Source organism: Pantoea sp. CFCC18177 (genome assembly GCF_059412425.1).
Window position 1 is genome coordinate 1 of the sequence record NZ_JBNBPL010000026.1, and the last position, 24,081, is coordinate 24,081.

A 24,081-nucleotide genomic window follows, 5' to 3' on the forward strand; every position below is an offset into this window, starting at 1 on the left:
ATCCGCGAACGGTCCGTCCGGCACGACGTGGAAGTCGAAGGTACCGCTTTAGCGGCGCGAGGACGGCCCAGAGGGGGCAGCAGAGGCGGCAGAGCCCGCACAGAAAAGACAGGCCACTTATCAATAAGCAGCCTGAGTCCTTAACTGACAAGCATTACGCCATAAATGGCGACCCTGGAAATTCAATCACGAAGGGTGCGCATTGATGCGCACCGGTTTCATTATCGATCCCAATACGACTCTTCTAAACTGTCTTCCCTTTCCGGCAGGCCGCGCGTCAGGCGTGGAGAGTGCTGATTAAGCACCTGATAACTCACCCGGTTCGCATACTTACATACCTGCGCCAGCGACGAATAAGTGAGATATTCGCGCGCATGCTTGCTGGAGTTCGGGACTTTCTGGCGATGGAAATTGTTGGCGGTGATATCGTGCAGCAGCGCCGCTAACGCACCATCACCCGCACCGTTGGTGTTCATGATCTTCTCGGGTCCGCCCATGTAAGGCGCTATATGCGAGAAAATACGCAATGGCTGCTGGCAATCCTGGTGTCGCATCGCACGGCTGAATTCATACTGGTTGAACTCGGCAATCGCTCCCGGCAGCAGCGGATGGTTGGTTTTACGCTTGAATGCTTCCTCGGTGAAACCCGCCATATACAAGCCGGTTGGTCCGGCGGTACACAGCACCAGATCCACCCAATCCAGCGCCATGTTCGATGCCAGCAGCGGATCCTGTTCACCGGTTAAGGCAAAGGCCTCTTCTTCGTTCATCGCCACAATCGAAATGTGGTCACGCAGGAAATCACGCCAGAACTCAGGGTTATCCTGAATCACGTATTTGGTGCCCAGCGTCAACACCACCGGCACGTTATACTTTTTCGCGTATTCAATGGCGCGCAGCGTCGCGTCAGGCATCGGTTCGCCGGGTTGGCAACGCACCAGATATGAGGTCAGTACCAGTGCTGAAGCACCGGCAATCATCGCTTCTGGAATGCTGTCAGCCTTGAGTTGGTTCATCAAGCCGGGGCTAATGGCAAAGGTGCGTTCGCCCTGCTCGCCAATCAGCGTAAAGCAGCGGCCAATCGCGCCATCGACGCCTTGCAAATAATTGAGATCCATACGGCTGGAGGTATTGCACAGATAGCGATAGGCGTAGCCACCAATCTGGATGTTATTACACATCACGCCAAGCAGCACCGAACGATCGTCCGCGAGAACAGAGTAGTTGTGTAGCGTATTGCCGATGGTGCCACCGGCAAATTGATGGCTGATCAGCCCTTCACGCATCAGTTCGTCATACAAGGCTTCGGCGGTGGCATCGTCAATCACCAGTGAATGACCGGCGCTCAAGCCATAGCGCTGTAAGAAAGCGTCATCGACTTTAGCCTCAATATCCACCAGCGTTTGGTCGATACCGGCCACCCAACTGCCCTCTTCCTGCTCTTGAGGCGTGGCTTGCAGCAGCGGGTCGCGCGCGTTGACGGGGAAATAGTGTTTGGATTTGCGTTTGCCGGGAAATTTCATCGTGGCTGCCGTAAGGGAAATCTGACAGAGAATGATATCACACTCTCTGTCATCACTTTATCGGCGTGCGTTAACCAGTTGTACCATCATCTCGATGTGCTCGTCATCGGCGTTGAGCGCAGGAATATATTCAAACTTCTCGCCGCCCGCATGCAGGAAGAACTCACAGTTCTGCTCGCTGATCTCTTCCAGTGTTTCCAGACAGTCTGCGGCAAACCCTGGACTCATTACCTGCACATGCTTGATGCCTTTGGCTGGCAAACCTTGCATGGTTTCGTCGGTGTACGGCGTTAACCACGGCTCACGGCCAAAGCGTGACTGGAACGTCATCATGATTTTATGCGGCGCAATGCCCAACGCGGCGGCCAGCGCATCCGTGGTGTCTTTACAACGCAGCGGATAATCATCGCCTTCGTCCGCAAAGCGCTGCGGAATGCCATGATAAGAGAGCACCAACAGATCCGGTTCGCCGTGCAGCGCAAAGGAGCGCTCTACCGAGGCTTTCAGTGCCGCGATGTAGGCAGGATGCTCTGCATAATCGCGGATAAAGGCAACGCTTGGCAACGAACGCAGCGGTTTGAAGCTGGCGGCCAGGCCATCCCACACTGCAGCGACCGTGGAGCAGGAGAACTGCGGATAGAGCGGCAGCACAATCAGTTGTGTGACGCCCTGCGCCAGCAAACGCTGCACCGCACCGTCAAGACTCGGTTGGCCGTAGCTCATCCCCAACTCAACCGGCATATCCAGCCGCTGCGCGAGCGCATCTCGCTGACGTTTACTGAACACCATCAGCGGCGAGCCCTCTTCCATCCAGACGGACGCGTAGAGTTTGGAGACGCGCGGCGATCGGAACGGCAGGATGGCAAAATTCAGGATCGGCCACCACAACCAACGTGGCGTATCCACCACGCGCGGGTCGCCAAGGAATTGTTTCAGGTAGCGCTTAACAGCTGGTGTAGTGGGTGCATCTGGTGTGCCTAAATTAACCAGCAAAACCCCGGGCTTTTCTTGCCTCATTGTATTTCCTTGATGTCGAAACGAATGGGTCAAAATCGAGGGAAATTGTAGCGGAAATCGTGGGAGGGGAAAGCAATTGCTGCAAAAGGGCCGGACAACCGACCCTTTATAGCACAACCCTTAATCATTCAAATGGCAGGAAGGTGGCAAACGAGAGCAGCCAACGCGCCTGCACATTGAAGTATGTCGGGTTAACCGAGAATACCGGCCAGTTGCGTGCTCACTTCAGCAACCTTACGGGTGCCATCGATCTTGTGATACTGGGTGTTACCGTCTGCTGCTTCTTTGCTGTAGTAAGCAATCAGCGGTGCAGTCAGCTGATGGTATTCCACCAGACGCTTACGCACGGTTTCTTCCTGGTCGTCTTTACGCGTGGTCAGCTCTTCGCCGGTCACATCGTCTTTACCTTCCACTTTGGGTGGGTTGTAAGTGACGTGATAAACGCGGCCAGACGGCGTATGTACGCGACGTCCCACAATACGATCCACAATCAGTTCGTCCGGTACAGCAAACTCCAGCACGAAATCCACGTTGATGCCTGCTTCTTTCATGGCGTCAGCCTGCGGGATAGTGCGTGGGAAGCCATCGAGCAGGAAACCGTTTTTGCAGTCTTCCTGCGCGATACGCTCTTTAACCAGCGCAATCACCAGCTCGTCAGTCACCAGTTTACCGGCATCCATGATGGCTTTCGCCTGTTGGCCCAGTTCGGTGCCTGCTTTTACTGCCGCACGCAACATGTCACCGGTGGAGATTTGCGGAATACCGTATTTCTCCATGATGAATTGAGCCTGAGTGCCTTTACCTGCGCCCGGTGCCCCGAGCAGAATAATACGCATTGCGTAATTCCCCTTGCGAATCGCATTGATCAATCTGAGAAGGCCAAGAACATACCATTATGACCCGCGCACCACAAGGAAACGGGCGCGCTTCCGATGAAAGGTTTCACTTTGACCTGCTTTGACAGCCAACACCAGCGGAGCGCCCATTTTTAGGAATTGCGGCTAAGGCTTAACACTTCTTTTAGGCGTTTTTTCAGTGTCGGCGTCATATTTTGGTTCTTATTGACGCTGCCGCGTACGCTGGCATGCAACCGCAGACGCTGCTGAGTCGGCAACAGCTGCATATCCTGCGGTAATTCGGCCAGCTTCAGGCCTGCAGGTAGCGGGAACAGCGCGAACGGCAGCCCGTGTTGCTGAATCGATTGCAGCTCAACGGGGGCATCAAGTGTGATGTTATCCACGCTTGCGATGTTAAACGGCCGCCAGTCGCTATTTTCCATTAATATCAGCGCCTGATCCAACGCCTCACCAAACGCCAGTCCCTGCTCGAACAAGCGCAGCTCACTGCGTACCAGCGTACTGAAATCGTTGGTTTTCAGGGCGATAAGCACCAGGTCACTGCTCAATGCCGCGTGGCGGTCAAGACGCGTCACAAACAAACGCGCATCGCTCACTAAACGTTTGTGTAGCAAGGTAGCAAAGGATTCGGATGCATCCGTCACGCCCTGGCTTTGGCACTCAGCCAGTGTTCGCACGCGGCCCTGTTGCATATCTACGTGCTCAATAAAGGCGATATTGCCGGCCATCATGGGTAATGAAGGCAGTACGCTGAGTTCGCTAACGGGATAGTGCGAGGCATAGCGTGTTTGGTTGCGTGCCTGTTCCTGACGCAGGAATAGCTGTGAGAGCAGCACCCGTGCAATATGCAGAGAGGGTGCAAAAAAGAGGTCGTAATTTTCCAGCCGGTAATGACGGGATAGCAAGCCGCGAAGTCGATCGCGCGCTGCCGCCGCCCTGGCAGTAGCATGTTGGTGATCCATCGCGAGAGGTTTCTCTATTATTATGATGCTGTGTGTGGTCGCGAATTGAGGGGCACATTAGCCGCGTTAAACACAGAGAAGGCCTTCCGTCAACCCGCCAGAATCTGGGGGAAAGGTTAGGCCAATGCGGCTGGACATTAAAATGATATAAACTGACAATCCCTGTTAGGTTTTTACACAGGGGATGAGTATGACCGCGCTTCCGTCGTTACGTGCACTGCACTATTTTCACCAGGCAGCCCTGCACAGCAGTTTCAGCGTTGCGGCCGAGCGTCTGCATGTGACTCATAGCGCCATCAGTCATCAGATTCGACAGCTGGAAAGCTGGATGGGTAAGCCTCTGTTTGTGCGCACCAATGGACGTGTCAAATTAACCTCACACGGCGAACGTTTGCTGGTGAGTTGTCAGAAAGCCTTTAGTGAACTCTCGACGACCTGCGAAAGTATTCGCACCGGCATGCGCCATCACCTCAGCGTCTCTTGCGCACCGAGTTTCCTCGCGCAATGGCTGATCCCACGTATTAGCAGTTTTTATCAACGCTATCCGGATATCGAAGTCCAGTTTCAGCCGCTGGGCGAAATCGACCATCTGCGCAGCGAGCATACCGATTTGCTGATTCTCAGCTATGAGCAAACGCCGGATGAGGATATCGATGCCACGCTGATCAGCGATGATTACATTGGTCCGCTCTGTGCGCCTCAGTTCGCAGCACGTTTTCAAAGCGAGCAGGATTTGGCTTCGCTGCCGTTGCTGCATGCCGATACGCGCCTGCACGCCTGGGCGGAATGGGCGAAAACCAGCGGTGCTCGCGGCAATTTTTGGGTTGGTAAGCATTTCGATAATCTGACGTTAGGGATTCAGGCGGCGAGAAATGGCTTGGGTGTGATCATGGCACCGCGTTTGCTGGTAAGGCAGGAGTTGAGTGACGGGACGCTGATTGCGCCTTTAGGCTTTGTGCGCGCGGATCGTGCCACCTGGATGATGACCAAGCTGTCGCGGCAGCATGATGCCGAGATCACCTTGTTCCGGGATTGGTTGCGGGACCAGGCACTGCATTAAAAAAGGTCGTCATAAATGACGACCCTACGAATTCATTTCATACCAAACGCACTGGCTTGTGTAGGGTCGGCATTCATGCCGACCTGGTCAAGCATCGCGCCCGATTACGCCGTCAGTAGCTGGTTCATACGACGTATAAACTGGTTCGGATCGTCCAGCGTGCCGCGTTCTGCCAGCAACGCCTGATCCAGCAACAGCTCAACCCATTCAGCAAAGTGCGCCTCATCGTGGGTATCCGCCACACGTTTCACCAGCGTATGCTCGGGGTTGATCTCGAAGATGTACTTCACATCCGGCACTTCCTGACCCGCCGCCGCAAACAGCTTCGCCATCTGAGTCGTCATTTCATTGGCATCAGTGGTGACAATCGCTGGGGTGTCGGTCAGACGATGCGTCAGACGCACCTCTTTCACGCGCTCGCCGAGCAACGTTTTCACACGCTCAACAAAGGGCTCCAGCGCTTTTTCCGCTTCTTTCTGCTCTTCGGTCTCTTCATCCGCCAGTTTGCTCAGCGATTCATCCGCCTTGCTCACAGACTGGAAGGACTTGCCGTCGAACTCGGTCAGGTAGCTCATCATCCACTCGTCGATACGATCGGACAGCAGCAATACCTCGATGCCTTTTTTGCGGAACAGTTCCAGATGCGGGCTGCTCTTCGCGGCGGCATAGCTGTCCGCGGTGATGTAGTAAATCTTCTCCTGCCCTTCCACCATACGGCTCAGGTAATCTTCGAGCGAAATAGTCTGCTCTGCGCCTTCACTCTGAGTAGTGGCAAAACGCAGCAGCTTGGCAATCGCCTGCTGGTTGGTGTTGTCTTCTGCTGGACCCTCTTTCAGCACCAGACCGAACTCTTTCCAGAACTGCTGATATTTCTCAGCATCATCCTTTGCCAGTTTTTCCAGCATCTGCAGGCTACGCTTGGTCAGCGCGGCTCGCAGGCTTTGTGTCACGCGGCTATCCTGCAGGATTTCACGGGAGACGTTGAGCGGCAGATCGTTGGAATCGATCAGGCCACGCACGAAGCGCAGATAGTTCGGCATGAACTGCTCGGCATCGTCCATGATAAATACGCGCTGCACGTAGAGTTTCAGGCCGTGCTTGCTGTCGCGGTTGAACATGTCGAACGGCGCACGCTGCGGAATATACAGCAGGCTGGTGTACTCCTGCTTACCTTCTACGCGGTTGTGGCTCCAGATCGCCGGGTCGCTGAAATCATGGGCGATGTGTTTGTAGAACTCGTTGTACTCTTCATCGCTGATTTCTGACTTGTTACGCGTCCACAGCGCCTGAGCTTTGTTGATCTTCTCCCAGGTGGTGGTGTCGTTCTCTTCGTCTTTGGTTTCGATTTCAACCGGCAAGGCGATGTGATCGGAGTATTTGCTGATCACATTACGCACGCGCCATGCATCAAGGAAATCATCCTCGCCTGCGCGGAAGTGCAGCGTAATTTCGGTACCGCGATCGGCCTTCTCGATTTCAGCCAGGGTATATTCACCCTCACCCGCTGACTCCCAGAACACCGCTTCATCGGCTTTAGCACCGGCAGCACGGGTGCGCACAGTAACTTTATCGGCCACGATGAAGGCAGAGTAGAAGCCCACGCCAAACTGGCCGATCAACTGGCTGTCTTTCGCCTGATCGGAGCCCATGGATTCGAGGAACGCTTTGGTGCCCGATTTAGCAATGGTGCCGAGGTTCTCAATCACCTCATCACGACGCATACCGATGCCGTTGTCGCTCAGGGTCAGAGTGCGATTGTCCTTATCGACCGAGATACGCACGCGCAGGTCGCCATCACCTTCATACAGATCTGGCGTAGACAGTGCGCGGAAGCGCAATTTGTCGGCGGCATCGGAGGCGTTGGAGATCAGCTCACGCAGGAAAATCTCTTTGTTTGAATAGAGGGAGTGGATCATCAGGTGCAGAAGTTGTTTTACCTCTGACTGGAAGCCACGCGTCTCTTGTCCTTTCATGGTCATTGCTACCTCAACTAAATCAGGGTTGATCATACCCCCTTCATACTTCAAGCCGCAGGCGCTTTGGCTGCATCTTGAATTATTTTGGGTATAGGTTGAGAAGGAAATGGGGATGATGAGGAGAAATTCAAGCCGATGTCCGTGAAGACATCGGCAAGTGATTAGAATTTAATCTTGTGACGTCCGGCAAGCGAGTGCGACAGCGTGGTGCCATCGACCATTTCCAACTCACCGCCCACTGGCACACCGTGCGCGATGCGGCTGGCATCAACGCCATATTGTCCGCACAGTTCAGCGATGTAGTTAGCTGTGGCTTCCCCTTCCACCGTCGGGTTGGTGGCGAGGATGACTTCCGTCAGGGTTTCACGCTCCAGCCGCTGCTCCAGCCGATCCAGGCCAATGTCCTGCGGACCAATGCCATCCAAGGGTGACAAATGGCCCATCAGCACAAAGTAGCGGCCGCCAAACTGGCCGGTCTGCTCAATGGCGTGGATATCGGCAGGGCTTTCCACCACGCAAATCTGACCGTTTTGTTGACGACGAGGATTGGCGCAAATGGTGCAGATTTCCTGCTCGGTGAAGGTGCGGCAATCGGCGCAGTGGCCGATTTCCGACATGGCACGGGTCAACGCCTGCGCCAGACGCATGCCACCGCTACGATCGCGCTGCAACAGCTGAAAAGCCATGCGCTGCGCCGACTTCGGGCCAACACCCGGCAGGCAGCGCAGTGACTCCATCAAAGATTCAAGCAGTGGACTGGTTTGCATCAGAACGGCATCTTGAAGCCAGGTGGCAGCTGCATGCCAGAAGAGACTGACGCCATCTTCTCTTTCTGCGTTTCGTCGATGCGACGTGCCGCATCGTTAAACGCAGCTGCGATCAAATCTTCCAGCATGTCTTTGTCATCTTCCAGCAAGCTAGGATCGACTTCGACACGGCGGCAGTTGTGTGCGCCATTGATGGTCACTTTCACCAAGCCAGCACCTGATTCACCGGTCACTTCCAGCGCGGCGATCTCTTCCTGAACTTTGGCCATTTTGTCTTGCATCTGCTGGGCCTGCTTCATCAGGTTGCCCAATCCGCCTTTACCAAACATAGTCTTCTCTCTCTGCTGGGGCTGCACGCAAACAAGCTGCGACAGCGGGTGTTCAAACGGGTCGAATACTCTCTTCATCCAGATCGGCATCGAAGAATCGACGCAGGGTCTGAATATGAGTATCGCTTTCGATCGACTGGCGCGCCTGCACCAGCTTCTCTTCATAAATGGCCTGACGCCATTCCAGTGGCGTCAATACCGCGGGATTATCGTCTTCAACGATGGTCAGTTCAACCGTTTGACCGGCTGACTGACTGAGCGCCTCGGCCAGCGCCTGCCTGGCAGACGCCGAATTCAGATGGCGCTGACTGCTGCGCAGATGCAGTGTGACGCTGGTTTCGCCCACTTCCTTCCACGAATTTAACGCCACTTGCTGCACCAGTTTGGGCAGCGTCAGTGCGGCAATTTCTGCTGCCCAGGCATCGCGCTGCTGGGCTTCTTCTGCCAGACGCAGCGCCAGCTCAGGCGTTTTCTCATGCTCCAGCGCGGAACGCAAGGCTTTTGGCGTAGCGACCGGCTCAGCTTTCACTTCCACCGTCTGCTGTGCTTTCCAGCGATAGGCTTCCGGTTTGGCCGGGGTTTTCACTGCCGGTTCTGTAGCGCGCTGCTGCACACGTTCAGTGACACTGGCGAGACGTTCCAGCGCCGGATTCGCCGGCCGCGCGGAACGCGCTGCCGGCTCACTCTTTTTTGCTTTGCCGGCTCCCTGACGCAGCAACTGCGTTCGCGCCTGAAGTAGCTGACTGGTGGAGTCAGACAAATGTTCGGGTGCCGGAGGCATATCCGGGTAGTCATCGGCCATGGGTGGCGCATCGTGCACAGGCGGTGCCATCTGCGGCTGTGCAGCAGGGGCGGCTTTCGCGGCCTGAGCCGATGGCGCAACGGGCGCTTGTGGCGCGGCCTGCGGAATCAAGCTGGGGCGGGCGACCGGTTCGGCAATGGTGGCCTGTGGGTGGAAAGCCAGCGCACGCAGCAGCGTCATCTCGACGCCTAAACGACGATCCGGCGCCAGCGGCAGGTCTTTACGTCCCATCAGCAGGGTCTGGTAATAGAGCTGAACATCGGCCGGCGGTAAGACGCGGGCTAAGTCGCGCAGGCGCTGTGCCTGATTAAGGTCATCTTCGCCCAGCGAACTCGGCAAAAGTTGCACCATCGCCACGCGGTGCAGCAGACGCAGCATCTCCACCAGCAGCGCTTCCCACTCAACACCACGCGAGGCCGCCTGGTTCAGTAGCGCCATCACCTGCTCGCCTTGGCCATCAACCAAAGCTTCAATCAACGCCAGCGGCTGCTCATCATCCAGCGTGCCCAGCATCTGCGCCACGGTTTCACGCGTCACGCTGCCCTGCCCCATGGCAATCGCCTGGTCGGTCAGGCTGAGCGCATCGCGCATACTGCCGTCTGCGGCACGCGCCAGCAGATGCAGTGCGCGCGGCTCGGCGGCAATCTGCTCCTGCTGCAACACGTGCGCTAACTGCTGTTGAATTTGTTCAACATCCAGTGCTTTCAGATGGAATTGCAGACAGCGCGACAGAATAGTAACCGGCAGCTTTTGCGGATCGGTAGTCGCCAGCAGGAATTTAACGTGCGAAGGCGGCTCTTCCAGCGTTTTCAACAGTGCGTTGAAGCTGTGACGCGATAGCATGTGCACTTCATCGATCAGGTAAACCTTGAAACGCCCACGCGCCGGTGCGTACTGCACGTTATCCAGCAGATCGCGCGTGTCTTCGACTTTGGTGCGTGAAGCGGCGTCGATCTCAATCAGATCGACAAAACGACCCTGCTCGATTTCACGGCAGTTGTCGCATTGACCACAAGGCGTGGAGGTGATGCCGGTTTCGCAGTTAAGGCCTTTCGCCAGCAGACGCGCGATCGAGGTCTTCCCTACGCCGCGAGTACCGGAAAAGAGATAAGCATGATGGATTCGTCCCAGTGACAGCCCGTTGGCCAGCGCAGTCAGCACATGTTCCTGACCGACTACGTCAGCGAAAGCCTGGGGACGCCATTTTCGCGCAAGTACCTGATAGCTCATGTGGATTCAATCACTGGATTTTATTGAGTTGGCACAGCGGTGCGGCTAAGTGAACCGGGTTCCGCCACAGACAAAGGGGGAAAATGCAGCTTCGCAAAACCCTGTTTATATGGGCAGTAGTCTAACAGCCACAACAGGATATGCCTATACCCGACATACTTTGCGCTGAAGTCACATTGGCAAGGGCGTATCTTCGGTAGCGACGCGATTTATCGCGGGATGTACCACAGTGCATTGATAAGGGGGGCGCAATGAATGGCGCCGCTACAGGAGCGGCGCACGGGCCTTAGTGGCCGGGGAAATTCACGAGGCTGAAGCAGTCGATACCCATCGCCGTCAGGCGTGCTTCACCGCTCAGATCGAACAAATTGATCACGAAGGCGGCATCTTTCACTTCACCACCGGCACGGCGGATCAGCTTAACCGTGGCTTCCAGCGTACCGCCGGTCGCCAGCAGATCGTCAACCACCAGCACCACATCACCTGGCTTGATCGCGTCTTTATGCAACTCAAGCGCATCAGAGCCGTACTCCAGCTCATAGCTTTCACTGAAGGTCTCACGCGGCAGTTTGCCTGGCTTACGTACCGGCACAAAACCCACGCCTAAACCTAACGCGACAGGTGCACCAAACAGGAAGCCACGCGCTTCCGTACCCACCACTTTAGTGATGCCTTTGTCGCGATAGCGCTCAACCAGGATGGCGATCGATGCGGCATACGCCTGAGGGTCTTCCATCAAACTGGTGACGTCGCGGAACAGGATGCCCGGCTTAGGGTAGTCAGGAATGCTTTTGATGCTGTTTTTGATGAGTTCAAGCTGCTGAGCAGTTGCGGTCATAAGTGTTACGCCTGGAAAAATATCTAATACGCGTAGCTTCTGACAGCGCCAATACCCGGAGACCGGGTTAAGCGAAGACATTTAAACAGGGAAGCCACGCACGAAGATGCCCAAATCTATGCAAATACCCGGTTAAATGCAACCCTGACGCGCTTATTCGCGCGTGTCAGCATTTTCTGCCACTACCGGAATGCGCCACATAAACAGTAACAGCGCGCACAACATGACACCGAGCACAATCCGCACCCACAACATGTTGACGACATAGATAGAGACGGCAAAGGTGACGATAATCAGCAACATGGCGCGGCCTTTCGCGCCCGGCGGCATCGCGCGATGCTGTTGCCAGTGGCGAATGTAACGGCCAAACGGTGAGCGCCACAGCAGCCAGTGATGAAAGCGCGGCGAGGAACGGGCAAAACACCATGCCGCCAGCAACACAAATGGCGTGGTGGGCAGTAAAGGTAATACAATGCCCAGCGTACCCAGCACAATCGCTAGCCAACCGAGGCTGATGAGTAAAATTCGCTGCATGCCTGATGCCTGATAAAATCGGAACTGCGCTACGTTAACACAGTCGGAATCAGAGTGATGCCCCAACCGCCCGCACAACAGCGCTTACTTACCCTTGTCGACAAACTGCGCCAGCAGATTGCGCAGCAGCGCGATGGTGCATGCCGTCAGCCGCGTTTCGACGCACAGTTATTCCGGTGTAAAGGTACACGTTTAGCCGACTATCTTCTTGAGCTGGAACAAAATGTCGCGCAACTGTTCGCGGTGGAAACCGATGTTGCTCGTCGCCAATGGCTGGCGGAGAAGGTGCTGGACCAGATTGCCGCGTTACAGCGTGAATGCCAAAGCCAACAGCTACGCACCTCACGAGAACGTCCACGCGTCGATCCGCGCCAGCAGAAGCGTGAAGAGTATCTGGGCTATGAAACCCGGCTATTAGCGATGATTCAACAGCGTGAACAACATCTGGCTAAAGCCGAGACGCTGAGCGTGCAGCAGCAACTCATTCGTGAAGTTGAAGTGCTGCACGAGCGTCTGGCACGTTGTCGTTCGGCGCTGCATAAACTGGAATTGTCATCCTCAACACGATAATCAGCATCCGCTTTCCTCTATACTTTTCCTAACGATAAAAGGAGGAAAATCATGACGCTTATCTTCTGGGTTGCGATTGGCATTGCCGCTGGCGGTTTAAAACGCATGATGTTTCCCGGTCGGCCTGGCGGCTTTGTGCCGACGCTGGTATTGGCGGTGATCGGCGCACTTATCGGTGGCTATATAGCGACTTACTTTACCACCGGCGATCTGGGCACCCTGCATCCTGCGGGCTTTGCTGTGGCGCTGATTGGATCAATATTGATGCTGCTGGTGGCGGCAAAATTACGCATTTAGGAGAGAGAATGTCACTGGAAACAGCATCAGACGAGATCAAACTGGCGGTGGATTTAATTCAACTGCTGGAAGAGAACCAGGTGCCAACCGCTACCGTGCTGGCGGCTCTGGCGATTGTACAGCGTGATTATCAACAGAAGCTGGCAGCAGAAAATTAAGCGCGCCTGATCCGATGGCGGCCTGAAGGCCGTCGCGACGACACCGAATCCAGCCCATCAACGGGGAGTTGAAAGCGTTGAACTCAACCGCAGCATATCGATAAAGGCATCCACCAGCTGCGGCGCATCCGCAGCCAAATCAAATGCCTGCGGGTTGAACAGCCAGTTTTCCATCATGCCATTAATGTATCCGCACATCAGCCGAGCTGACTGCAGCGTATTCAGACCGGCCGGTAACTGCCCGACTTCAATACATTCACGTAGCACTAATTCAATTCGGTCGTAACACTCCAACAGTAAACTTTGACGCATATCCTGTAACGTCGACATTTCGCCAACAAATTCACATTTATGGAAGATAATCTCCATTAATGCGCGTCTTTGTGGATCCTTTGCTGTGGCTTCAAGGATATAGATCAACATCGAACGGATAACAGAAAGTGGATCGCCCGGGTATTTTGTCTGATACTCAAGTTCCACATCATCAAGCCCAGCGTCACAACGCAGCCAGATTTCATGCAAGAGATCGGCTTTATTTTTAAAATGCCAGTAAATAGCACCGCGCGTTACGCCGGCCGCTGTTGCGATATCTGCCAGGGATGTGGCAGCCACACCGTGTTCAGAGAAGTGTGCTAAAGCGGCATCCAGAATTTGATGCCGAGTTTCAAGTGCTTGCGCTTTGGTTTTTCGTGCCATAGAGGACTTTTTTTACAAACTGGCAAGTTTACATACATTTGTGAATGTATGTACCATAGCACGACCCGTGTTTTAACGCAGCAATGGGTTTATCGGTTTGTGATCCATTGATCATTTGATATCGGACACTAGAGGTTTATTTATGAATAAAAACAGAGGATTAGCCCCTCTGGCGGCCGTCCTGATGCTTTCAGGCAGCTTTGTGTTAACAGGATGTGATGATAATAAATCCCAGCAAGCCGCCCAGCAGCAGCCCCCAGAAGTGGGTGTTGTGACGTTAAAAAACGAGCCCTTGAAGATCACTACCGAATTGCCTGGCCGTACGTCGGCTTTCCGAGTGGCAGAAGTGCGCCCTCAGGTCTCAGGCATTATTCTGAAGCGTAATTTTGAGGAAGGTACGGATATCAAAGCAGGCGTTTCCCTGTATCAGATCGATCCCGCTACCTATCAGGCCGCTTACGACAGCGCCAAAGGCGATTTAGCGCAGGCACAAGCCAACGCGCACGTCGCGCAGTTAACCATCAAGCGTTATAAGCCGCTGCTGGGTACCAAGTACATCAGCCAGCAGGACTATGACACCGCCGCCGCAACCGCTGCACAGACTGCCGCTGCTGTTCAGGCTGCACAAGCGAATGTTGAGACCGCACGTATCAATCTGGCCTATACCAAAGTGACCTCGCCTATCAGCGGACGCATTGGTAAATCTTCAGTCACTGAAGGTGCTTTAGTTTCCAGCGGACAAACCACTGCCCTGGCGACCGTGCAACAGCTTGATCCGATGTATGTCGATGTGACCCAATCCAGTGATGATTTCCTGCGTTTGCGCGCAGAACTGGAGTCAGGTCAGCTGAAGCAGAATGACGGAAAAGCCAACGTCACCCTGCTAATGCAAAACGGTAGCGCATACACTCAACCAGGCACATTGGAATTCTCTGATGTGACCGTGGATGAAACCACTGGCTCGATCACGCTGCGTGCCATCTTCCCGAACCCGGACCACCGCCTGCTGCCAGGTATGTTTGTGCGTGCGCGTCTGGATGAAGGGACTAACCCCACCGCACTGCTGGTTCCGCAGCAAGGTGTGACTCGCACCCCAACCGGTCAGGCAACGGCGATGGTCGTGGGCGCAGATAACAAAGTTGAAGTGCGTAATATTACGGCGAATCAGGCATTTGGTGACAAATGGCTGGTGACGGATGGCCTGAAAGAAGGCGATCGCGTGATCACCGTCGGTCTTCAGCGTGCCAAGCCAGGTGCGCAGGTGACACCACAAGAAGTCAAAGATGATGCCAAAGCAGCACCGGAAACACAGTCTGCTAAATCATCGTCCTAAACAGGAGCCACTGATACATGGCTAAGTTCTTTATTGATCGCCCCATTTTTGCCTGGGTGCTCGCCATCATCATCATGCTGGCGGGTACTTTAGCAATTATCAACTTACCGATTGAGCAATATCCCAATGTTGCGCCACCGGCAGTTGAAATTCAGGCGACTTATCCGGGTGCGGATGCGAAAACGCTGCAGGATTCGGTAACCCAGGTTATCGAACAAAACATGAACGGCATCGATGGCCTGATGTACATGGCGTCGAGCAGTGACTCGTCAGGTACCCTGACGCTGACGTTGACGTTCCAGTCGGGCACTGATGCCGATATCGCGCAGGTTCAGGTGCAGAACAAACTGCAACTGGCGATGCCGTTACTGCCGCAAGAAGTTCAGCAACAGGGGATTCAGGTAAAAAAATCCTCTAGCAGCTTCTTGATGGTGGCCGGTTTTGTTAGCGATAACGACAACATGACGCAGAATGACATCTCTGACTATGTTGCCTCTAACATCAAAGACCCGATCAGCCGTACGCCTGGCGTCGGTGATACTCAGGTATTTGGTGCGCAATATGCGATGCGTATCTGGCTTGATCCGCACAAGCTGAATAACTATCAACTGACACCGGTTGATGTCATCAGTGCGTTGCAGACCCAGAACACCCAGATTGCTGCAGGCCAGTTAGGGGGTACGCCGCCGGTTCCGGGCCAGCAGTTGAACGCCTCGATCATTGCGCAGACACGTCTGACATCCACGGATGAGTTCGGTAATATCTTGCTGAAGGTTAATCAGGATGGCTCACAGGTGCGCCTGCGTGACGTCGCGAAGATCGAATTGGGTGGTGAGAACTACGAGATCATCGCACGTTACAACGGTAAACCTGCATCCGGTATCGGTATTAAGCTGGCCACTGGTGCGAACGCACTGGATACCGCCAAAGCGGTGAAAGATGAGCTGGCTAAACTGCAGCCCTTCTTCCCTGCCGGTATGAAAACCGTTTATCCGTATGACACCACGCCATTTGTGAAGATCTCCATCTTCGAAGTGGTGAAAACGCTGTTTGAAGCGATTGTGCTGGTGTTCCTGGTGATGTATCTGTTCCTGCAGAACTTCCGCGCGACCTTGATTCCAACCATCGCCGTGCCGGTCGTTCTGTTGGGTACTTTTGCCATCATCAGCGCCTTCGGTTACTCGATAAACACCCTGACGATGTTCGGGATGGTGCTCGCCATCGGCTTGCTGGTGGATGATGCCATCGTGGTGGTCGAGAACGTTGAGCGCGTAATGGTCGAAGAGGGCTTACCGCCTAAAGAAGCCACCAAGCGTTCGATGGAGCAGATTCAGGGTGCATTGGTCGGTATCGCCTTGGTGCTGTCAGCGGTATTTATCCCGATGGCCTTCTTCGGCGGTTCAACCGGTGTTATCTATCGCCAGTTCTCAATCACTATCGTTTCGGCCATGGCGCTGTCAGTCCTGGTGGCGTTGATTCTGACGCCAGCACTCTGTGCCACCATGCTGAAACCGGTTAAGAAAGGCGATCACGGTAAAACCACCGGTTTCTTCGGCTGGTTTAACCGTCTGTTCGATAAGAGCACCAACCACTATGTTGATAGCGTAGGTCATATCGTTCGCAGCACCGGTCGCTATCTGGTGATCTATCTGGTGATCGTGGTCGGTATGGCGTACCTGTTCCTGAAACTGCCTACCTCGTTCCTGCCGGAAGAGGATCAGGGTCTGTTACTGGCGCAGGCACAGTTGCCTGCTGGTGCAACCCAGGAACGTACCCAGAAAGTGCTGGATCAAGTCACGGATTACTTCCTCAATAAAGAGAAAGACAGCGTTAACTCGGTGTTTACCGTTAACGGCTTCGGCTTTGCCGGTCGTGGTCAAAACACCGGTATTGCGTTCGTCAGCCTCAAGCCTTGGGATGAGCGTGGTGACGCCAGTCTGAAAGTGCCTGCGATTGCGGGACGTGCAATGAAAGCGCTGGGTCAGATTAAAGATGCGATGGTCTTCCCGTTCAACCTGCCAGCGATTATCGAACTGGGTAACGCCACCGGCTTCGACTTTATGCTGACTGACCAGGGTAACCTGGGGCACGAGAAGTTGACCGCCGCGCGTAACCAGTTGTTTGGCATGATTGCCCAACATCCGGATACGTTGGTGGGCGTGCGTCCGAACGGTATGGAAGATACCCCACAGTACAAACTGATTATCGATCAGGAAAAAGCACAGGCATTAGGTGTGTCGCTGTCTGACATCAACACCACGCTGGGCGCCGGTTGGGGTGGTTCTTACGTTAACGACTTTATCGACCGCGGTCGTGTGAAGAAAGTGTACGTGATGGGCCAAGCCGACTCGCGCATGCTGCCAGACGACATCAGCAAATGGTTCGTGCGTAACAGCTCAGGCACCATGGTGCCGTTCTCCGCCTTCTCTTCGGCGAAGTGGCAGTACGGTTCGCCACGTCTGGAGCGCTATAACGGCTTGCCATCAATGGAAATCCTCGGCCAGGCTGCACCAGGCAAGAGTTCCGGTGATGCCATGAACCTGATGGAAGAGCTGGCAGGTAAACTGCCTGCCGGAATTGGCTATGACTGGACCGGTATGTCCTATCAGGAACGTCTGTCCGGTAACCAGGCCCCTGCCCTGTATGCCATCTCGCTGATTGTGGTGTTCCTGTGTCTGGCGGCGCTGTATGAGAGCTGGTCGATTCCGTTCTCGGTTATGCTGGTGGTACCGCTCGGTGTGGTCGGTGCGTTGATCTTCACCACCTTGCGCGGACTCAGTAACGACGTCTACTTCGTGGTGGGGCTGTTAACCACTATCGGCTTGTCGGCGAAGAACGCCATCCTGATCGTTGAATTCGCTAAGGATTTGATGGAGAAGGAAGGGAAAGGATTGGTGGAGTCAACGCTGGAAGCCGCGCGTATGCGTCTGCGTCCAATTCTGATGACCTCACTGGCCTTTATCCTCGGTGTACTGCCGCTGGCGATCAGCACCGGTGCCGGTTCTGGAGCACAGAACGCCGTCGGTACCGGCGTAATGGGCGGTATGGTCACGGCAACAGCATTGGCCATCTTCTTCGTTCCGGTGTTCTTCGTGGTGGTGCGTCGCCGCTTCGGTAAGAACAAAGCGGATATCGAACAAGGCCATCCGGTCGAACACAAGCACTAAGTTTTAACCTGTTGAAAAGGCCGCGTAAGCGGCCTTTTTTATTGCTGCGCTCTCCTGCCTGATGAATACCCATACTGCAATCACGGTTGCAATCAATTCTCTGCAGGTTCATATTATTGTTATAGTATAACATTACATGAGACCACAGTTATGAAACCGAATATCCATCCGCTTTACCGCCCTGTGGTGTTCCATGACACCTCGGTAGACGAGTACTTCAAAATCGGCTCCACCATTAAAACCGAACGCACCATTGAGTTCGAAGGTGAAGTGCTGCCTTACGTGACGCTGGATGTCTCATCCAAGTCGCACGTTCATTACACCGGTAAGCAAAAAGATCTCACCAAAGAGGGCAGCGCTGCACGCTTCAATAAGCGTTTTGGTAGCTTCCTGACGCGCAGCAATTAATCGGGGTTACATCCATGCAAGTATTAAGTTCATTACGGTCTGCCAAGACTCGTCACAAAGATTGCAAAGTCGTGCGTCGTAAAGGCCGCATTTACGTGATCTGCAAAACGAATCCGCGCTTTAAGGCGGTTCAGGGAAGAAAGAAAAAAAGGTAGGAAAGTGTCGTGATAATTGGCCGGGATGCTCCCCGGCCTTTTTTTCACTTCATGCTTTTTACGATGGTTTCCACGTTATGTTTGAACGCATCAACATACGTTGCCGCTGGACCATTCGCTTCGGACAGCGCTTCTGGATACAGCTCACCACCCGGTTGTGCACCGGTCTCGCTGGCAATCTGTTTCACCAGACGTGGGTCAGTCTGATTCTCCATGAAGTAGGTATTGATGTGCTCTGCTTTCAACTGTTTGATGATGGAGGCCACATCGCTGGCGCTGGCTTCTGCTTCCGTTGAGAAACCAACCGGTGCCATAAAGCTCACGCCATAGCGCTGACCAAAGTATCCAAAGGCATCGTGGCTGGTCAGGACTTTACGTTTGCTTTTAGGTACGGAAGCAAATTCGCTTTTCGCCCAGCTATCCAGCTTCTGCAACTGTTGAATATAGCTTTCACCACTTTTACGGATATCAGCCGCATCTTCTGGGTCGGCTTTAATCAGTGCGTTCATGACGTTGGTCGCGTAGATCACGCCATTCTGCATGCTGTTCCATGCGTGAGGATCGGTAACGGTTTTGCCGTCTTCTTCCATTTTGCGCGTGTTCACACCGTTTGATGCCACGACGATGGTGCCTTTATAACCTGACGCGCTGATCAGACGATCCATCCAGCCTTCCATGCCGAGGCCACTGACAAACACCACGTTAGCTTTAGACAACGCCTGGCTGTCTTGCGGAGTCGGTTCAAAGGTATGCGGGTCGCCGTTCGGGCCCACCAGTGACTTCACGTTGACATGTTCACCCCCCACCTGCTTGACGATATCTGCCAGCACGGTGAAACTCGCCACTACATCGACCGTTTTCGCCATGGTCAATGGGCTGATAAACAGGGTGCCAATGGCCAGACTTAACGTTAACTTTTTCATTCATATCCCCTTATAGTTTGATTATCGGCGGCGCAGCAGGCCACCACATGGTCCTGTCAAAACAGAAAGCAAAAACAGTACGGCCGCACTCAGCACCACCGCGGGTCCGGCGGGCAGCGAGAAGTGCCAGGAAAGGATCAGTCCCACCAGCGCGGCGACCATCGCCAGCAGCATGGCGATACCGAGCATGCAGGCCAGATGACGGCTCCAGAAACGGGCGCTGGTTGCGGGTAACATCATCAAGCCCACCGACATCAGCGTGCCGAGCACCTGAAAACCGGCCACCAGATTGAGCACCACCAGCATCAGAAAGATGCCGTGCACCACAGGCGCGCTCCACTTGCCCTGCGCGCGCAGGAAATCAGGATCGAAGGCGTCGATCACCAGCGGACGAAAAATCACGGCCAGCATCAGTAAGGTGAAAGCCGCAATACCTCCAACCAATAAGATGGCCGCGTTGTCGACCGCCAGCAGCGAACCAAACAGCACGTGCAGCAGATCGACGCTTGAGCCGCGCAGCGAAACCAGCGTGACGCCCAAGGCCAGCGAGCCGAGATAGAAGCCCGAGAAGCTGGCATCCTCTTTCAGTGGGGTATAGCGGCTGACGGCGCCAGAGAGCAGCGCCACCGCCAGGCCTGCAATCAATCCACCGATGCCCATCGCCACCAGCGATAATCCAGACACCAGGTAGCCAATCGCCGCGCCAGGTAACACCGCATGGGATAGCGCATCCCCCACCAGACTCATGCGACGCAATGACAGAAAAACGCCGAGCGGTGTAGCGCTCAGCGCTAAGGCCACACACGCCACCAGGGCGCGGCGCATAAAACCAAATTCGATAAAGGGTTGAATCAAGGTCACGAAGCCACCCTACGCAGCAGTGGAGTTTGAGCGGAGGTTGCATCGTCGAGCGACAACACATCGTTAAAATGGCGCGCCACTAATGGGCGGTCGTGCAGCACCACCAGCAAGGTCGTGCCGAGTTTCTGTTGCTGTTCGAGGATGGACATCAGTAACGCCACGGTCTGCGTATCAATGCCATTAAAAGGCTCATCCAGCAGCCAGACTTTGCTCTGCTGCAACATCAAACGGGCGAACAGTACGCGCTGCAACTGACCGCCAGAAAGCGTCGAGGGCTGAGCATCGGCAAACTCACGCATCATCACCGCATCCAGCGCGGCATCGATTTCCAGGCGCAAAGCACGGTTGATGCCGCCGAACCAACCACAGCGCGGCCAGCAGCCCATCGCCACTAACTCATAGACGGTGAGAGGAAAACGCGTTTCTAATTCGCTGCGCTGCGGCAACCAACCCAATGCTTTGCGCGGAACCTGAACTTCACAGGTGCCAGCAACCGGCGGCAACAGACCCGCAATGGTTTTTAATAGCGTGGATTTTCCAGTGCCATTGGCACCCACCAGCGCCGTCATACTGCCCGCTGCCAGTTCGCCGGTCACCACCGGCGTCACGGCCTGACCTTGGTAGCCAGCCTGCAATCGGTTGAAATGCATCATTTTTGCATTCCCCAATAGATAGCTAAGGCTAAAAAGGCGATGAGCAGTAAGGCGACCATCAGGCGACCGCCGAGCGAGAAGAGTAGTCCGCTGTGATTCATGGGTGACAACCAAAATGTTATAACATAACAAACATCATATCCGATCGCCCCCTCGCTACGCCCGGTCGAAAGTGTTTCAAAAGTTAACCATTCCCCTGCTTGTCTGCGCTAATCCGTGGCCCTGAATTGATTAAGTGAAAAAACCCATCGCAACGATTGCGTATTCTGTTTATTGATGTATTGCAAAGTTGGCGCGGAACCCCAATGATAGAATCATGTTTCTTTTTTACTGGATGCAGAATGCAGTCTATTATTCATTGTAATATTGCTGTGGATGAGGACGATTGCGAGAAGTTACAGGCTATTATCCAGGGGAATATTCTCAAAATAGCCGAAGCACTGGCAGGTGATTTACAGTGGTATTCTCAAAATGCGCAATTAGTTCCTGGCAGTTTTAAGATTATTTCTATTCAACCGCACGACCAGAATCGATTTAAAATGCTTTACGATTTTTCGTGGGATTTATTTAATCCTTGCCTGGATTTAAAAGAAACCTCAACCCAACGTGAAGAAGTTTTGTTCCACATAGCGCCCGGCGCGCTGGTGTTTTCAGTGATTGACAATACGCGCCCCTCGCCTGCCGACGAATTGTAATATTTGGTAATTGAGGTGAGCAAAACTAATGAATGTGGATTATATTTAAGGAGTCGCTGAATTCATTTTATTCGTGATCGCTTCCTGATAGCTTTTCCAAATCTCGCCGCGCTGCGGTAACTGTGCAAGCTCTGGAGGGGAAAAAGATGGACGAATACTCACCAAAACGGCATGATATTGCCCAGCTTAAATTCCTGTGTGAGAACCTGTTTGACGAAAGTATGGCGACCCTAACCGACAGCCACCACGGCTGGGTTAATGATCCTACTTCGGAGAGCAATTTACAGCTCAACGATTTGATTGAGCATATCGCGTCTTTCACGATGAATTACAAAATTAAGCACGTTGAAGATGAAGCGCTGATTACGCAAATCGATGAATATCTTGACGATACCTTTATGCTGTTTAGTAGTTATGGAATCAATACTCAGGATCTTCAACGGTGGCAACGTTCAGCAAGACGCTTATTTAATCTGTTTGCCGAAGAGTGCGCTTTTCTCCAACAACCCAGCCATTCCTTTTAGCATCAGAGTGAGACCGGTTTATTTATGAGCAACCAAGCCTTAACCAAAACAGATTATTTGATGCGACTTCGCCGTTGTCGCTCAATCGACACCCTCGAACGGGTGATCGAAAAAAACAAGTACGAATTATCTGACAATGAACTCGCGGTATTTTATTCAGCAGCCGATCATCGTTTAGCCGAGCTGACCATGAATAAGCTTTACGATAAAGTGCCGGTCTCTGTCTGGAAGTTCGTCCGCTAACGCTTTACTGCCACTCGTTACATTACGCTTTCGTTTTATTCAGGAAGAGATCCCCAGGCAAAGGAGTGCCAGCGTGATGCTGTGCGCTGTAATTGTTGGGATTTTTTTGGGGAGTAGAAATGGTGGAGGCCCTGCCAGCTACATCCCGGCACACGCGTCGCCTGCTGCGGCTGCTTCCTTCCGGACCTGACCGAGTTCACAAGTTAGCGTTGCGGGAGAACCAACAGGGCCCCCATTGACGAGCCCTCATTTCGAGAGCGCAGGCATTATCAAGTAAGCCCCCGGCAATTGCAAGCGCAGGCCGGGTGACCGTTGTTTTCTTGAACAACCGCGCAGTAATACTACAGCTTCCCTCTCCTTGTGCGTGATAAAGTCAGCCTTTCCTCGCTTAACAGGTATGCGCATGAGCGATACAAGCAATTTTTCTGAACGCGTCTGGCAAATCATCGCCGCAATTCCTGAAGGCAAAGTCGCGACTTATGGGGATATCGCGCTATTGGCAGGTTCCCCGCGTGCCGCACGACAAGTCGGAGGCGTGCTCCGCCGTTTGCCCAAGGGCAGCAAATTGCCCTGGTTCCGGGTGATTAATCGCTACGGCCGTATTTCCCTGCAGGGCGATGATTTGTTCCGTCAACGTGATGCATTAGAAGCCGAAGGCATTGAAGTCAGCGATGCGGGTGAAATCGAGCTGGGTAAGTATCGTTGGAAGTATTAAGCGTAGCGGTGAAATATGCGACACCCATGTCCGCAGGCGTTGCGAAATTGATTCTACCGCGCGCACAATTTTCGAAGTGCGGGCAGGCAACACTGTGGAGTAAAGCGTCACACGCCATGGATGGCGTGTGCCGAGCGATCAGGGACGAGACAGCGTCTTTACGTAACAGTGTTGCCTGTCCGCACACTCTCACGTCCCCATCAGTTTTTACATACTGGTTGGCGCAGGCACCGATGCTGAAGGCACCACCTGCGTCGGCGACGTGGATGGCACTGTGGTTGCCGCGCCAGGCTGCGTCTGCATCGCCATATTGGTCACTGGCACCAGCAACAGCTCTGCTTTAGTCCCGCCCTGATTAATCACCGGCTTCACGGTGTCCGTGATAAATGCCAGCTTGCCGTCAATGGCGATGGCCGCACTCAGCAGAATGCGTGCGTTCGGCTGAATATCTGCCGGATTAAATGGCAGCACGAACTGGAATGGCGCCTGTTTCCCCTCAGTACGCACCACATGCTGTGCCAACACTTTCGATGGCGCGTCAGCCAGTGATGCATCAGACAGCGTCACCGTCAGCACCGCATCCGGCGGCAGCGCAATACGTTGGCGAATATACACCGAACCACTAACGTTAGGCTGCGCAATGGCGGCCTGCTGTCCCGCAACGGCGGAGCCCAGTGTTGGGGTCGCTACTGGCTTACTGTGATCGGCACAGCCCGTGATTGCTGCAGCCAAGGTAATGCCGCTAATAACATGCCAGAGTTTCATCGATGTCGTCTCCTTGTGAACAC

At 54.1% G+C, this 24,081-nt stretch carries 27 protein-coding genes, 1 other RNA gene and 1 other annotated feature; of the genes, 12 read left to right on the forward strand and 16 right to left on the reverse strand.

Annotated elements, in window-relative coordinates:
* Positions 1 to 221: 221 nt before the first annotated feature.
* The 4 genes from ACPUC8_RS21030 to ACPUC8_RS21045 form a co-directional block, all read right to left on the reverse strand.
* Positions 222 to 1,523: an inosine/guanosine kinase gene (locus tag ACPUC8_RS21030; RefSeq protein WP_039330103.1), complete on the reverse strand. Its 1,302-nt coding sequence runs from the start codon at positions 1,521 to 1,523 to the stop codon at positions 222 to 224.
* Between the two features lie 57 nt (positions 1,524 to 1,580).
* Positions 1,581 to 2,540, reverse strand: coding sequence for a ferrochelatase (hemH, locus tag ACPUC8_RS21035; RefSeq protein ID WP_039330102.1), 960 nt, complete (start codon positions 2,538 to 2,540; stop codon positions 1,581 to 1,583).
* 191 nt (positions 2,541 to 2,731) lie between these two features.
* Positions 2,732 to 3,376: an adenylate kinase gene (gene adk, locus ACPUC8_RS21040; RefSeq protein ID WP_039330101.1), complete on the reverse strand. Its 645-nt coding sequence runs from the start codon at positions 3,374 to 3,376 to the stop codon at positions 2,732 to 2,734.
* Between the two features lie 152 nt (positions 3,377 to 3,528).
* The gene (locus ACPUC8_RS21045; RefSeq protein ID WP_039330100.1) at positions 3,529 to 4,359 is read right to left on the reverse strand and encodes a DUF6024 family protein; all 831 of its coding nucleotides are present in this window, start codon (positions 4,357 to 4,359) and stop codon (positions 3,529 to 3,531) included.
* 190 nt (positions 4,360 to 4,549) lie between these two features.
* Here ACPUC8_RS21045 and ACPUC8_RS21050 point away from each other — a divergent pair, with 190 nt between their 5' ends.
* Positions 4,550 to 5,419, forward strand: a complete 870-nt coding sequence (locus ACPUC8_RS21050; RefSeq protein WP_039330099.1) for a LysR substrate-binding domain-containing protein — start codon at positions 4,550 to 4,552, stop codon at positions 5,417 to 5,419.
* A 104-nt stretch (positions 5,420 to 5,523) separates the two neighbouring features.
* Here the strand turns inward: ACPUC8_RS21050 and htpG are convergent, their stop codons facing one another.
* From htpG to ACPUC8_RS21080, 6 genes are all read right to left on the reverse strand, one after another.
* Positions 5,524 to 7,398, reverse strand: coding sequence for a molecular chaperone HtpG (gene htpG, locus ACPUC8_RS21055; protein ID WP_039330105.1), 1,875 nt, complete (start codon positions 7,396 to 7,398; stop codon positions 5,524 to 5,526).
* Positions 7,399 to 7,556: 158 nt separating this feature from the next.
* Positions 7,557 to 8,162 carry a recombination mediator RecR gene (gene recR / locus ACPUC8_RS21060; RefSeq protein ID WP_007886897.1) on the reverse strand — a complete coding sequence of 202 codons (606 nt, stop codon included), beginning with the start codon at positions 8,160 to 8,162 and terminating at the stop codon, positions 7,557 to 7,559.
* Positions 8,162 to 8,491 (reverse strand): YbaB/EbfC family nucleoid-associated protein, encoded by a 330-nt coding sequence (locus ACPUC8_RS21065; RefSeq protein WP_031377860.1) that lies wholly within the window; start codon positions 8,489 to 8,491, stop codon positions 8,162 to 8,164. The genes recR and ACPUC8_RS21065 overlap by 1 nt, the downstream gene beginning before the upstream one ends.
* A gap of 52 nt (positions 8,492 to 8,543) precedes the next feature.
* Positions 8,544 to 10,523: a DNA polymerase III subunit gamma/tau gene (gene dnaX, locus ACPUC8_RS21070; protein ID WP_494927259.1), complete on the reverse strand. Its 1,980-nt coding sequence runs from the start codon at positions 10,521 to 10,523 to the stop codon at positions 8,544 to 8,546.
* Positions 9,141 to 9,202: a sequence feature (DnaX frameshifting element), on the reverse strand. It overlaps the preceding gene by 62 nt.
* A gap of 286 nt (positions 10,524 to 10,809) precedes the next feature.
* Positions 10,810 to 11,361, reverse strand: a complete 552-nt coding sequence (gene apt, locus ACPUC8_RS21075; protein WP_039330096.1) for an adenine phosphoribosyltransferase — start codon at positions 11,359 to 11,361, stop codon at positions 10,810 to 10,812.
* Positions 11,362 to 11,514: 153 nt separating this feature from the next.
* Positions 11,515 to 11,895 carry a DUF454 family protein gene (locus ACPUC8_RS21080; RefSeq protein WP_494927260.1) on the reverse strand — a complete coding sequence of 127 codons (381 nt, stop codon included), beginning with the start codon at positions 11,893 to 11,895 and terminating at the stop codon, positions 11,515 to 11,517.
* 57 nt (positions 11,896 to 11,952) lie between these two features.
* Here ACPUC8_RS21080 and priC point away from each other — a divergent pair, with 57 nt between their 5' ends.
* From priC to rsmS, 3 genes are read left to right on the forward strand one after another with little or no spacing between them, the layout of a single operon-like run.
* The gene (priC, locus tag ACPUC8_RS21085; protein WP_494927261.1) at positions 11,953 to 12,465 is read left to right on the forward strand and encodes a primosomal replication protein PriC; all 513 of its coding nucleotides are present in this window, start codon (positions 11,953 to 11,955) and stop codon (positions 12,463 to 12,465) included.
* A gap of 51 nt (positions 12,466 to 12,516) precedes the next feature.
* Positions 12,517 to 12,762 carry a GlsB/YeaQ/YmgE family stress response membrane protein gene (locus ACPUC8_RS21090; protein WP_039330093.1) on the forward strand — a complete coding sequence of 82 codons (246 nt, stop codon included), beginning with the start codon at positions 12,517 to 12,519 and terminating at the stop codon, positions 12,760 to 12,762.
* Positions 12,763 to 12,770: 8 nt separating this feature from the next.
* Positions 12,771 to 12,920, forward strand: a complete 150-nt coding sequence (gene rsmS, locus ACPUC8_RS21095) for a pleiotropic regulatory protein RsmS (protein ID WP_064511454.1) — start codon at positions 12,771 to 12,773, stop codon at positions 12,918 to 12,920.
* Between the two features lie 57 nt (positions 12,921 to 12,977).
* Here rsmS and acrR read toward each other — a convergent pair whose 3' ends face one another.
* Positions 12,978 to 13,616 (reverse strand): multidrug efflux transporter transcriptional repressor AcrR, encoded by a 639-nt coding sequence (acrR, locus tag ACPUC8_RS21100; RefSeq protein WP_039330092.1) that lies wholly within the window; start codon positions 13,614 to 13,616, stop codon positions 12,978 to 12,980.
* Between the two features lie 142 nt (positions 13,617 to 13,758).
* Here acrR and ACPUC8_RS21105 point away from each other — a divergent pair, with 142 nt between their 5' ends.
* The 4 genes from ACPUC8_RS21105 to ykgO all read left to right on the forward strand — a co-directional run bounded on the left by ACPUC8_RS21105 (position 13,759) and on the right by ykgO (position 18,679).
* Positions 13,759 to 14,949, forward strand: a complete 1,191-nt coding sequence (locus ACPUC8_RS21105; RefSeq protein ID WP_058972244.1) for an efflux RND transporter periplasmic adaptor subunit — start codon at positions 13,759 to 13,761, stop codon at positions 14,947 to 14,949.
* A gap of 17 nt (positions 14,950 to 14,966) precedes the next feature.
* On the forward strand, positions 14,967 to 18,116 hold the full coding sequence (locus tag ACPUC8_RS21110; protein WP_058972245.1) for a multidrug efflux RND transporter permease subunit AcrB: 3,150 nt from the start codon (positions 14,967 to 14,969) through the stop codon (positions 18,114 to 18,116).
* 150 nt (positions 18,117 to 18,266) lie between these two features.
* On the forward strand, positions 18,267 to 18,524 hold the full coding sequence (locus tag ACPUC8_RS21115) for a type B 50S ribosomal protein L31 (RefSeq protein WP_494927262.1): 258 nt from the start codon (positions 18,267 to 18,269) through the stop codon (positions 18,522 to 18,524).
* 14 nt (positions 18,525 to 18,538) lie between these two features.
* Complete coding sequence (gene ykgO, locus ACPUC8_RS21120) at positions 18,539 to 18,679, forward strand: type B 50S ribosomal protein L36 (protein WP_008103894.1); 141 nt, start codon at positions 18,539 to 18,541, stop codon at positions 18,677 to 18,679.
* Between the two features lie 44 nt (positions 18,680 to 18,723).
* Here ykgO and ACPUC8_RS21125 read toward each other — a convergent pair whose 3' ends face one another.
* Genes ACPUC8_RS21125 through ACPUC8_RS21135 form a run of 3 tightly spaced genes read right to left on the reverse strand, consistent with a single transcriptional unit; the run spans position 18,724 to position 21,116 of the window.
* Positions 18,724 to 19,602, reverse strand: a complete 879-nt coding sequence (locus tag ACPUC8_RS21125) for a metal ABC transporter substrate-binding protein (protein ID WP_494927263.1) — start codon at positions 19,600 to 19,602, stop codon at positions 18,724 to 18,726.
* A gap of 21 nt (positions 19,603 to 19,623) precedes the next feature.
* A complete protein-coding gene (locus ACPUC8_RS21130; protein WP_039330087.1) occupies positions 19,624 to 20,463 on the reverse strand; it encodes a metal ABC transporter permease in 840 nt (279 codons plus the stop codon).
* Positions 20,460 to 21,116 (reverse strand): metal ABC transporter ATP-binding protein, encoded by a 657-nt coding sequence (locus ACPUC8_RS21135; protein ID WP_039330086.1) that lies wholly within the window; start codon positions 21,114 to 21,116, stop codon positions 20,460 to 20,462. Before ACPUC8_RS21135 ends, ACPUC8_RS21130 begins: the two co-directional genes overlap by 4 nt.
* A gap of 341 nt (positions 21,117 to 21,457) precedes the next feature.
* Here ACPUC8_RS21135 and ACPUC8_RS21140 point away from each other — a divergent pair, with 341 nt between their 5' ends.
* The 3 genes from ACPUC8_RS21140 (at position 21,458) to hha (ending at position 22,578) form a co-directional block, all read left to right on the forward strand.
* Positions 21,458 to 21,811: a hypothetical protein gene (locus ACPUC8_RS21140; protein WP_039330085.1), complete on the forward strand. Its 354-nt coding sequence runs from the start codon at positions 21,458 to 21,460 to the stop codon at positions 21,809 to 21,811.
* Positions 21,812 to 21,957: 146 nt separating this feature from the next.
* Positions 21,958 to 22,335, forward strand: coding sequence for an Hha toxicity modulator TomB (gene tomB, locus ACPUC8_RS21145; protein WP_021185827.1), 378 nt, complete (start codon positions 21,958 to 21,960; stop codon positions 22,333 to 22,335).
* Between the two features lie 24 nt (positions 22,336 to 22,359).
* Positions 22,360 to 22,578 (forward strand): hemolysin expression-modulating protein Hha, encoded by a 219-nt coding sequence (gene hha / locus ACPUC8_RS21150; protein WP_034828137.1) that lies wholly within the window; start codon positions 22,360 to 22,362, stop codon positions 22,576 to 22,578.
* A gap of 129 nt (positions 22,579 to 22,707) precedes the next feature.
* On the opposite strand, the gene ffs is transcribed toward hha, so the two are convergent.
* An RNA gene (ffs, locus tag ACPUC8_RS21155) (signal recognition particle sRNA small type) lies at positions 22,708 to 22,804 on the reverse strand.
* 177 nt (positions 22,805 to 22,981) lie between these two features.
* Between ffs and ACPUC8_RS21160 the strand changes: the two genes are divergently transcribed.
* On the forward strand, positions 22,982 to 23,293 hold the full coding sequence (locus ACPUC8_RS21160; protein ID WP_039330084.1) for an MGMT family protein: 312 nt from the start codon (positions 22,982 to 22,984) through the stop codon (positions 23,291 to 23,293).
* Between the two features lie 207 nt (positions 23,294 to 23,500).
* Here ACPUC8_RS21160 and ACPUC8_RS21165 read toward each other — a convergent pair whose 3' ends face one another.
* Positions 23,501 to 24,058: a YbaY family lipoprotein gene (locus tag ACPUC8_RS21165; protein WP_039330083.1), complete on the reverse strand. Its 558-nt coding sequence runs from the start codon at positions 24,056 to 24,058 to the stop codon at positions 23,501 to 23,503.
* Positions 24,059 to 24,081 lie beyond the last annotated feature (23 nt).

Bases quoted from the DNA above. Each gene is read 5' to 3' on its own strand.
- hemH (WP_039330102.1), bottom strand. From the start codon at position 2,540: ATGAGGCAAGAAAAGCCCGGGGTTTTGCTGGTTAATTTAGGCACACCA.
- ACPUC8_RS21135 (WP_039330086.1), bottom strand. From the start codon at position 21,116: ATGATGCATTTCAACCGATTGCAGGCTGGCTACCAAGGTCAGGCCGTG.
- ykgO (WP_008103894.1), top strand. From the start codon at position 18,539: ATGCAAGTATTAAGTTCATTACGGTCTGCCAAGACTCGTCACAAAGAT.
- recR (WP_007886897.1), bottom strand. From the start codon at position 8,162: ATGCAAACCAGTCCACTGCTTGAATCTTTGATGGAGTCACTGCGCTGC.
- ACPUC8_RS21125 (WP_494927263.1), bottom strand. From the start codon at position 19,602: ATGAAAAAGTTAACGTTAAGTCTGGCCATTGGCACCCTGTTTATCAGC.
- priC (WP_494927261.1), top strand. From the start codon at position 11,953: ATGCCCCAACCGCCCGCACAACAGCGCTTACTTACCCTTGTCGACAAA.
- ACPUC8_RS21090 (WP_039330093.1), top strand. From the start codon at position 12,517: ATGACGCTTATCTTCTGGGTTGCGATTGGCATTGCCGCTGGCGGTTTA.
- hha (WP_034828137.1), top strand. From the start codon at position 22,360: ATGAGCAACCAAGCCTTAACCAAAACAGATTATTTGATGCGACTTCGC.
- ACPUC8_RS21115 (WP_494927262.1), top strand. From the start codon at position 18,267: ATGAAACCGAATATCCATCCGCTTTACCGCCCTGTGGTGTTCCATGAC.
- ACPUC8_RS21050 (WP_039330099.1), top strand. From the start codon at position 4,550: ATGACCGCGCTTCCGTCGTTACGTGCACTGCACTATTTTCACCAGGCA.
- adk (WP_039330101.1), bottom strand. From the start codon at position 3,376: ATGCGTATTATTCTGCTCGGGGCACCGGGCGCAGGTAAAGGCACTCAG.
- dnaX (WP_494927259.1), bottom strand. From the start codon at position 10,523: ATGAGCTATCAGGTACTTGCGCGAAAATGGCGTCCCCAGGCTTTCGCT.
- tomB (WP_021185827.1), top strand. From the start codon at position 21,958: ATGGACGAATACTCACCAAAACGGCATGATATTGCCCAGCTTAAATTC.
- acrR (WP_039330092.1), bottom strand. From the start codon at position 13,616: ATGGCACGAAAAACCAAAGCGCAAGCACTTGAAACTCGGCATCAAATT.
- htpG (WP_039330105.1), bottom strand. From the start codon at position 7,398: ATGACCATGAAAGGACAAGAGACGCGTGGCTTCCAGTCAGAGGTAAAA.
- rsmS (WP_064511454.1), top strand. From the start codon at position 12,771: ATGTCACTGGAAACAGCATCAGACGAGATCAAACTGGCGGTGGATTTA.
- ACPUC8_RS21045 (WP_039330100.1), bottom strand. From the start codon at position 4,359: ATGGATCACCAACATGCTACTGCCAGGGCGGCGGCAGCGCGCGATCGA.
- ACPUC8_RS21165 (WP_039330083.1), bottom strand. From the start codon at position 24,058: ATGAAACTCTGGCATGTTATTAGCGGCATTACCTTGGCTGCAGCAATC.
- ACPUC8_RS21030 (WP_039330103.1), bottom strand. From the start codon at position 1,523: ATGAAATTTCCCGGCAAACGCAAATCCAAACACTATTTCCCCGTCAAC.
- ACPUC8_RS21110 (WP_058972245.1), top strand. From the start codon at position 14,967: ATGGCTAAGTTCTTTATTGATCGCCCCATTTTTGCCTGGGTGCTCGCC.
- ACPUC8_RS21140 (WP_039330085.1), top strand. From the start codon at position 21,458: ATGCAGTCTATTATTCATTGTAATATTGCTGTGGATGAGGACGATTGC.
- ACPUC8_RS21160 (WP_039330084.1), top strand. From the start codon at position 22,982: ATGAGCGATACAAGCAATTTTTCTGAACGCGTCTGGCAAATCATCGCC.
- ACPUC8_RS21080 (WP_494927260.1), bottom strand. From the start codon at position 11,895: ATGCAGCGAATTTTACTCATCAGCCTCGGTTGGCTAGCGATTGTGCTG.
- ACPUC8_RS21065 (WP_031377860.1), bottom strand. From the start codon at position 8,491: ATGTTTGGTAAAGGCGGATTGGGCAACCTGATGAAGCAGGCCCAGCAG.
- apt (WP_039330096.1), bottom strand. From the start codon at position 11,361: ATGACCGCAACTGCTCAGCAGCTTGAACTCATCAAAAACAGCATCAAA.
- ACPUC8_RS21105 (WP_058972244.1), top strand. From the start codon at position 13,759: ATGAATAAAAACAGAGGATTAGCCCCTCTGGCGGCCGTCCTGATGCTT.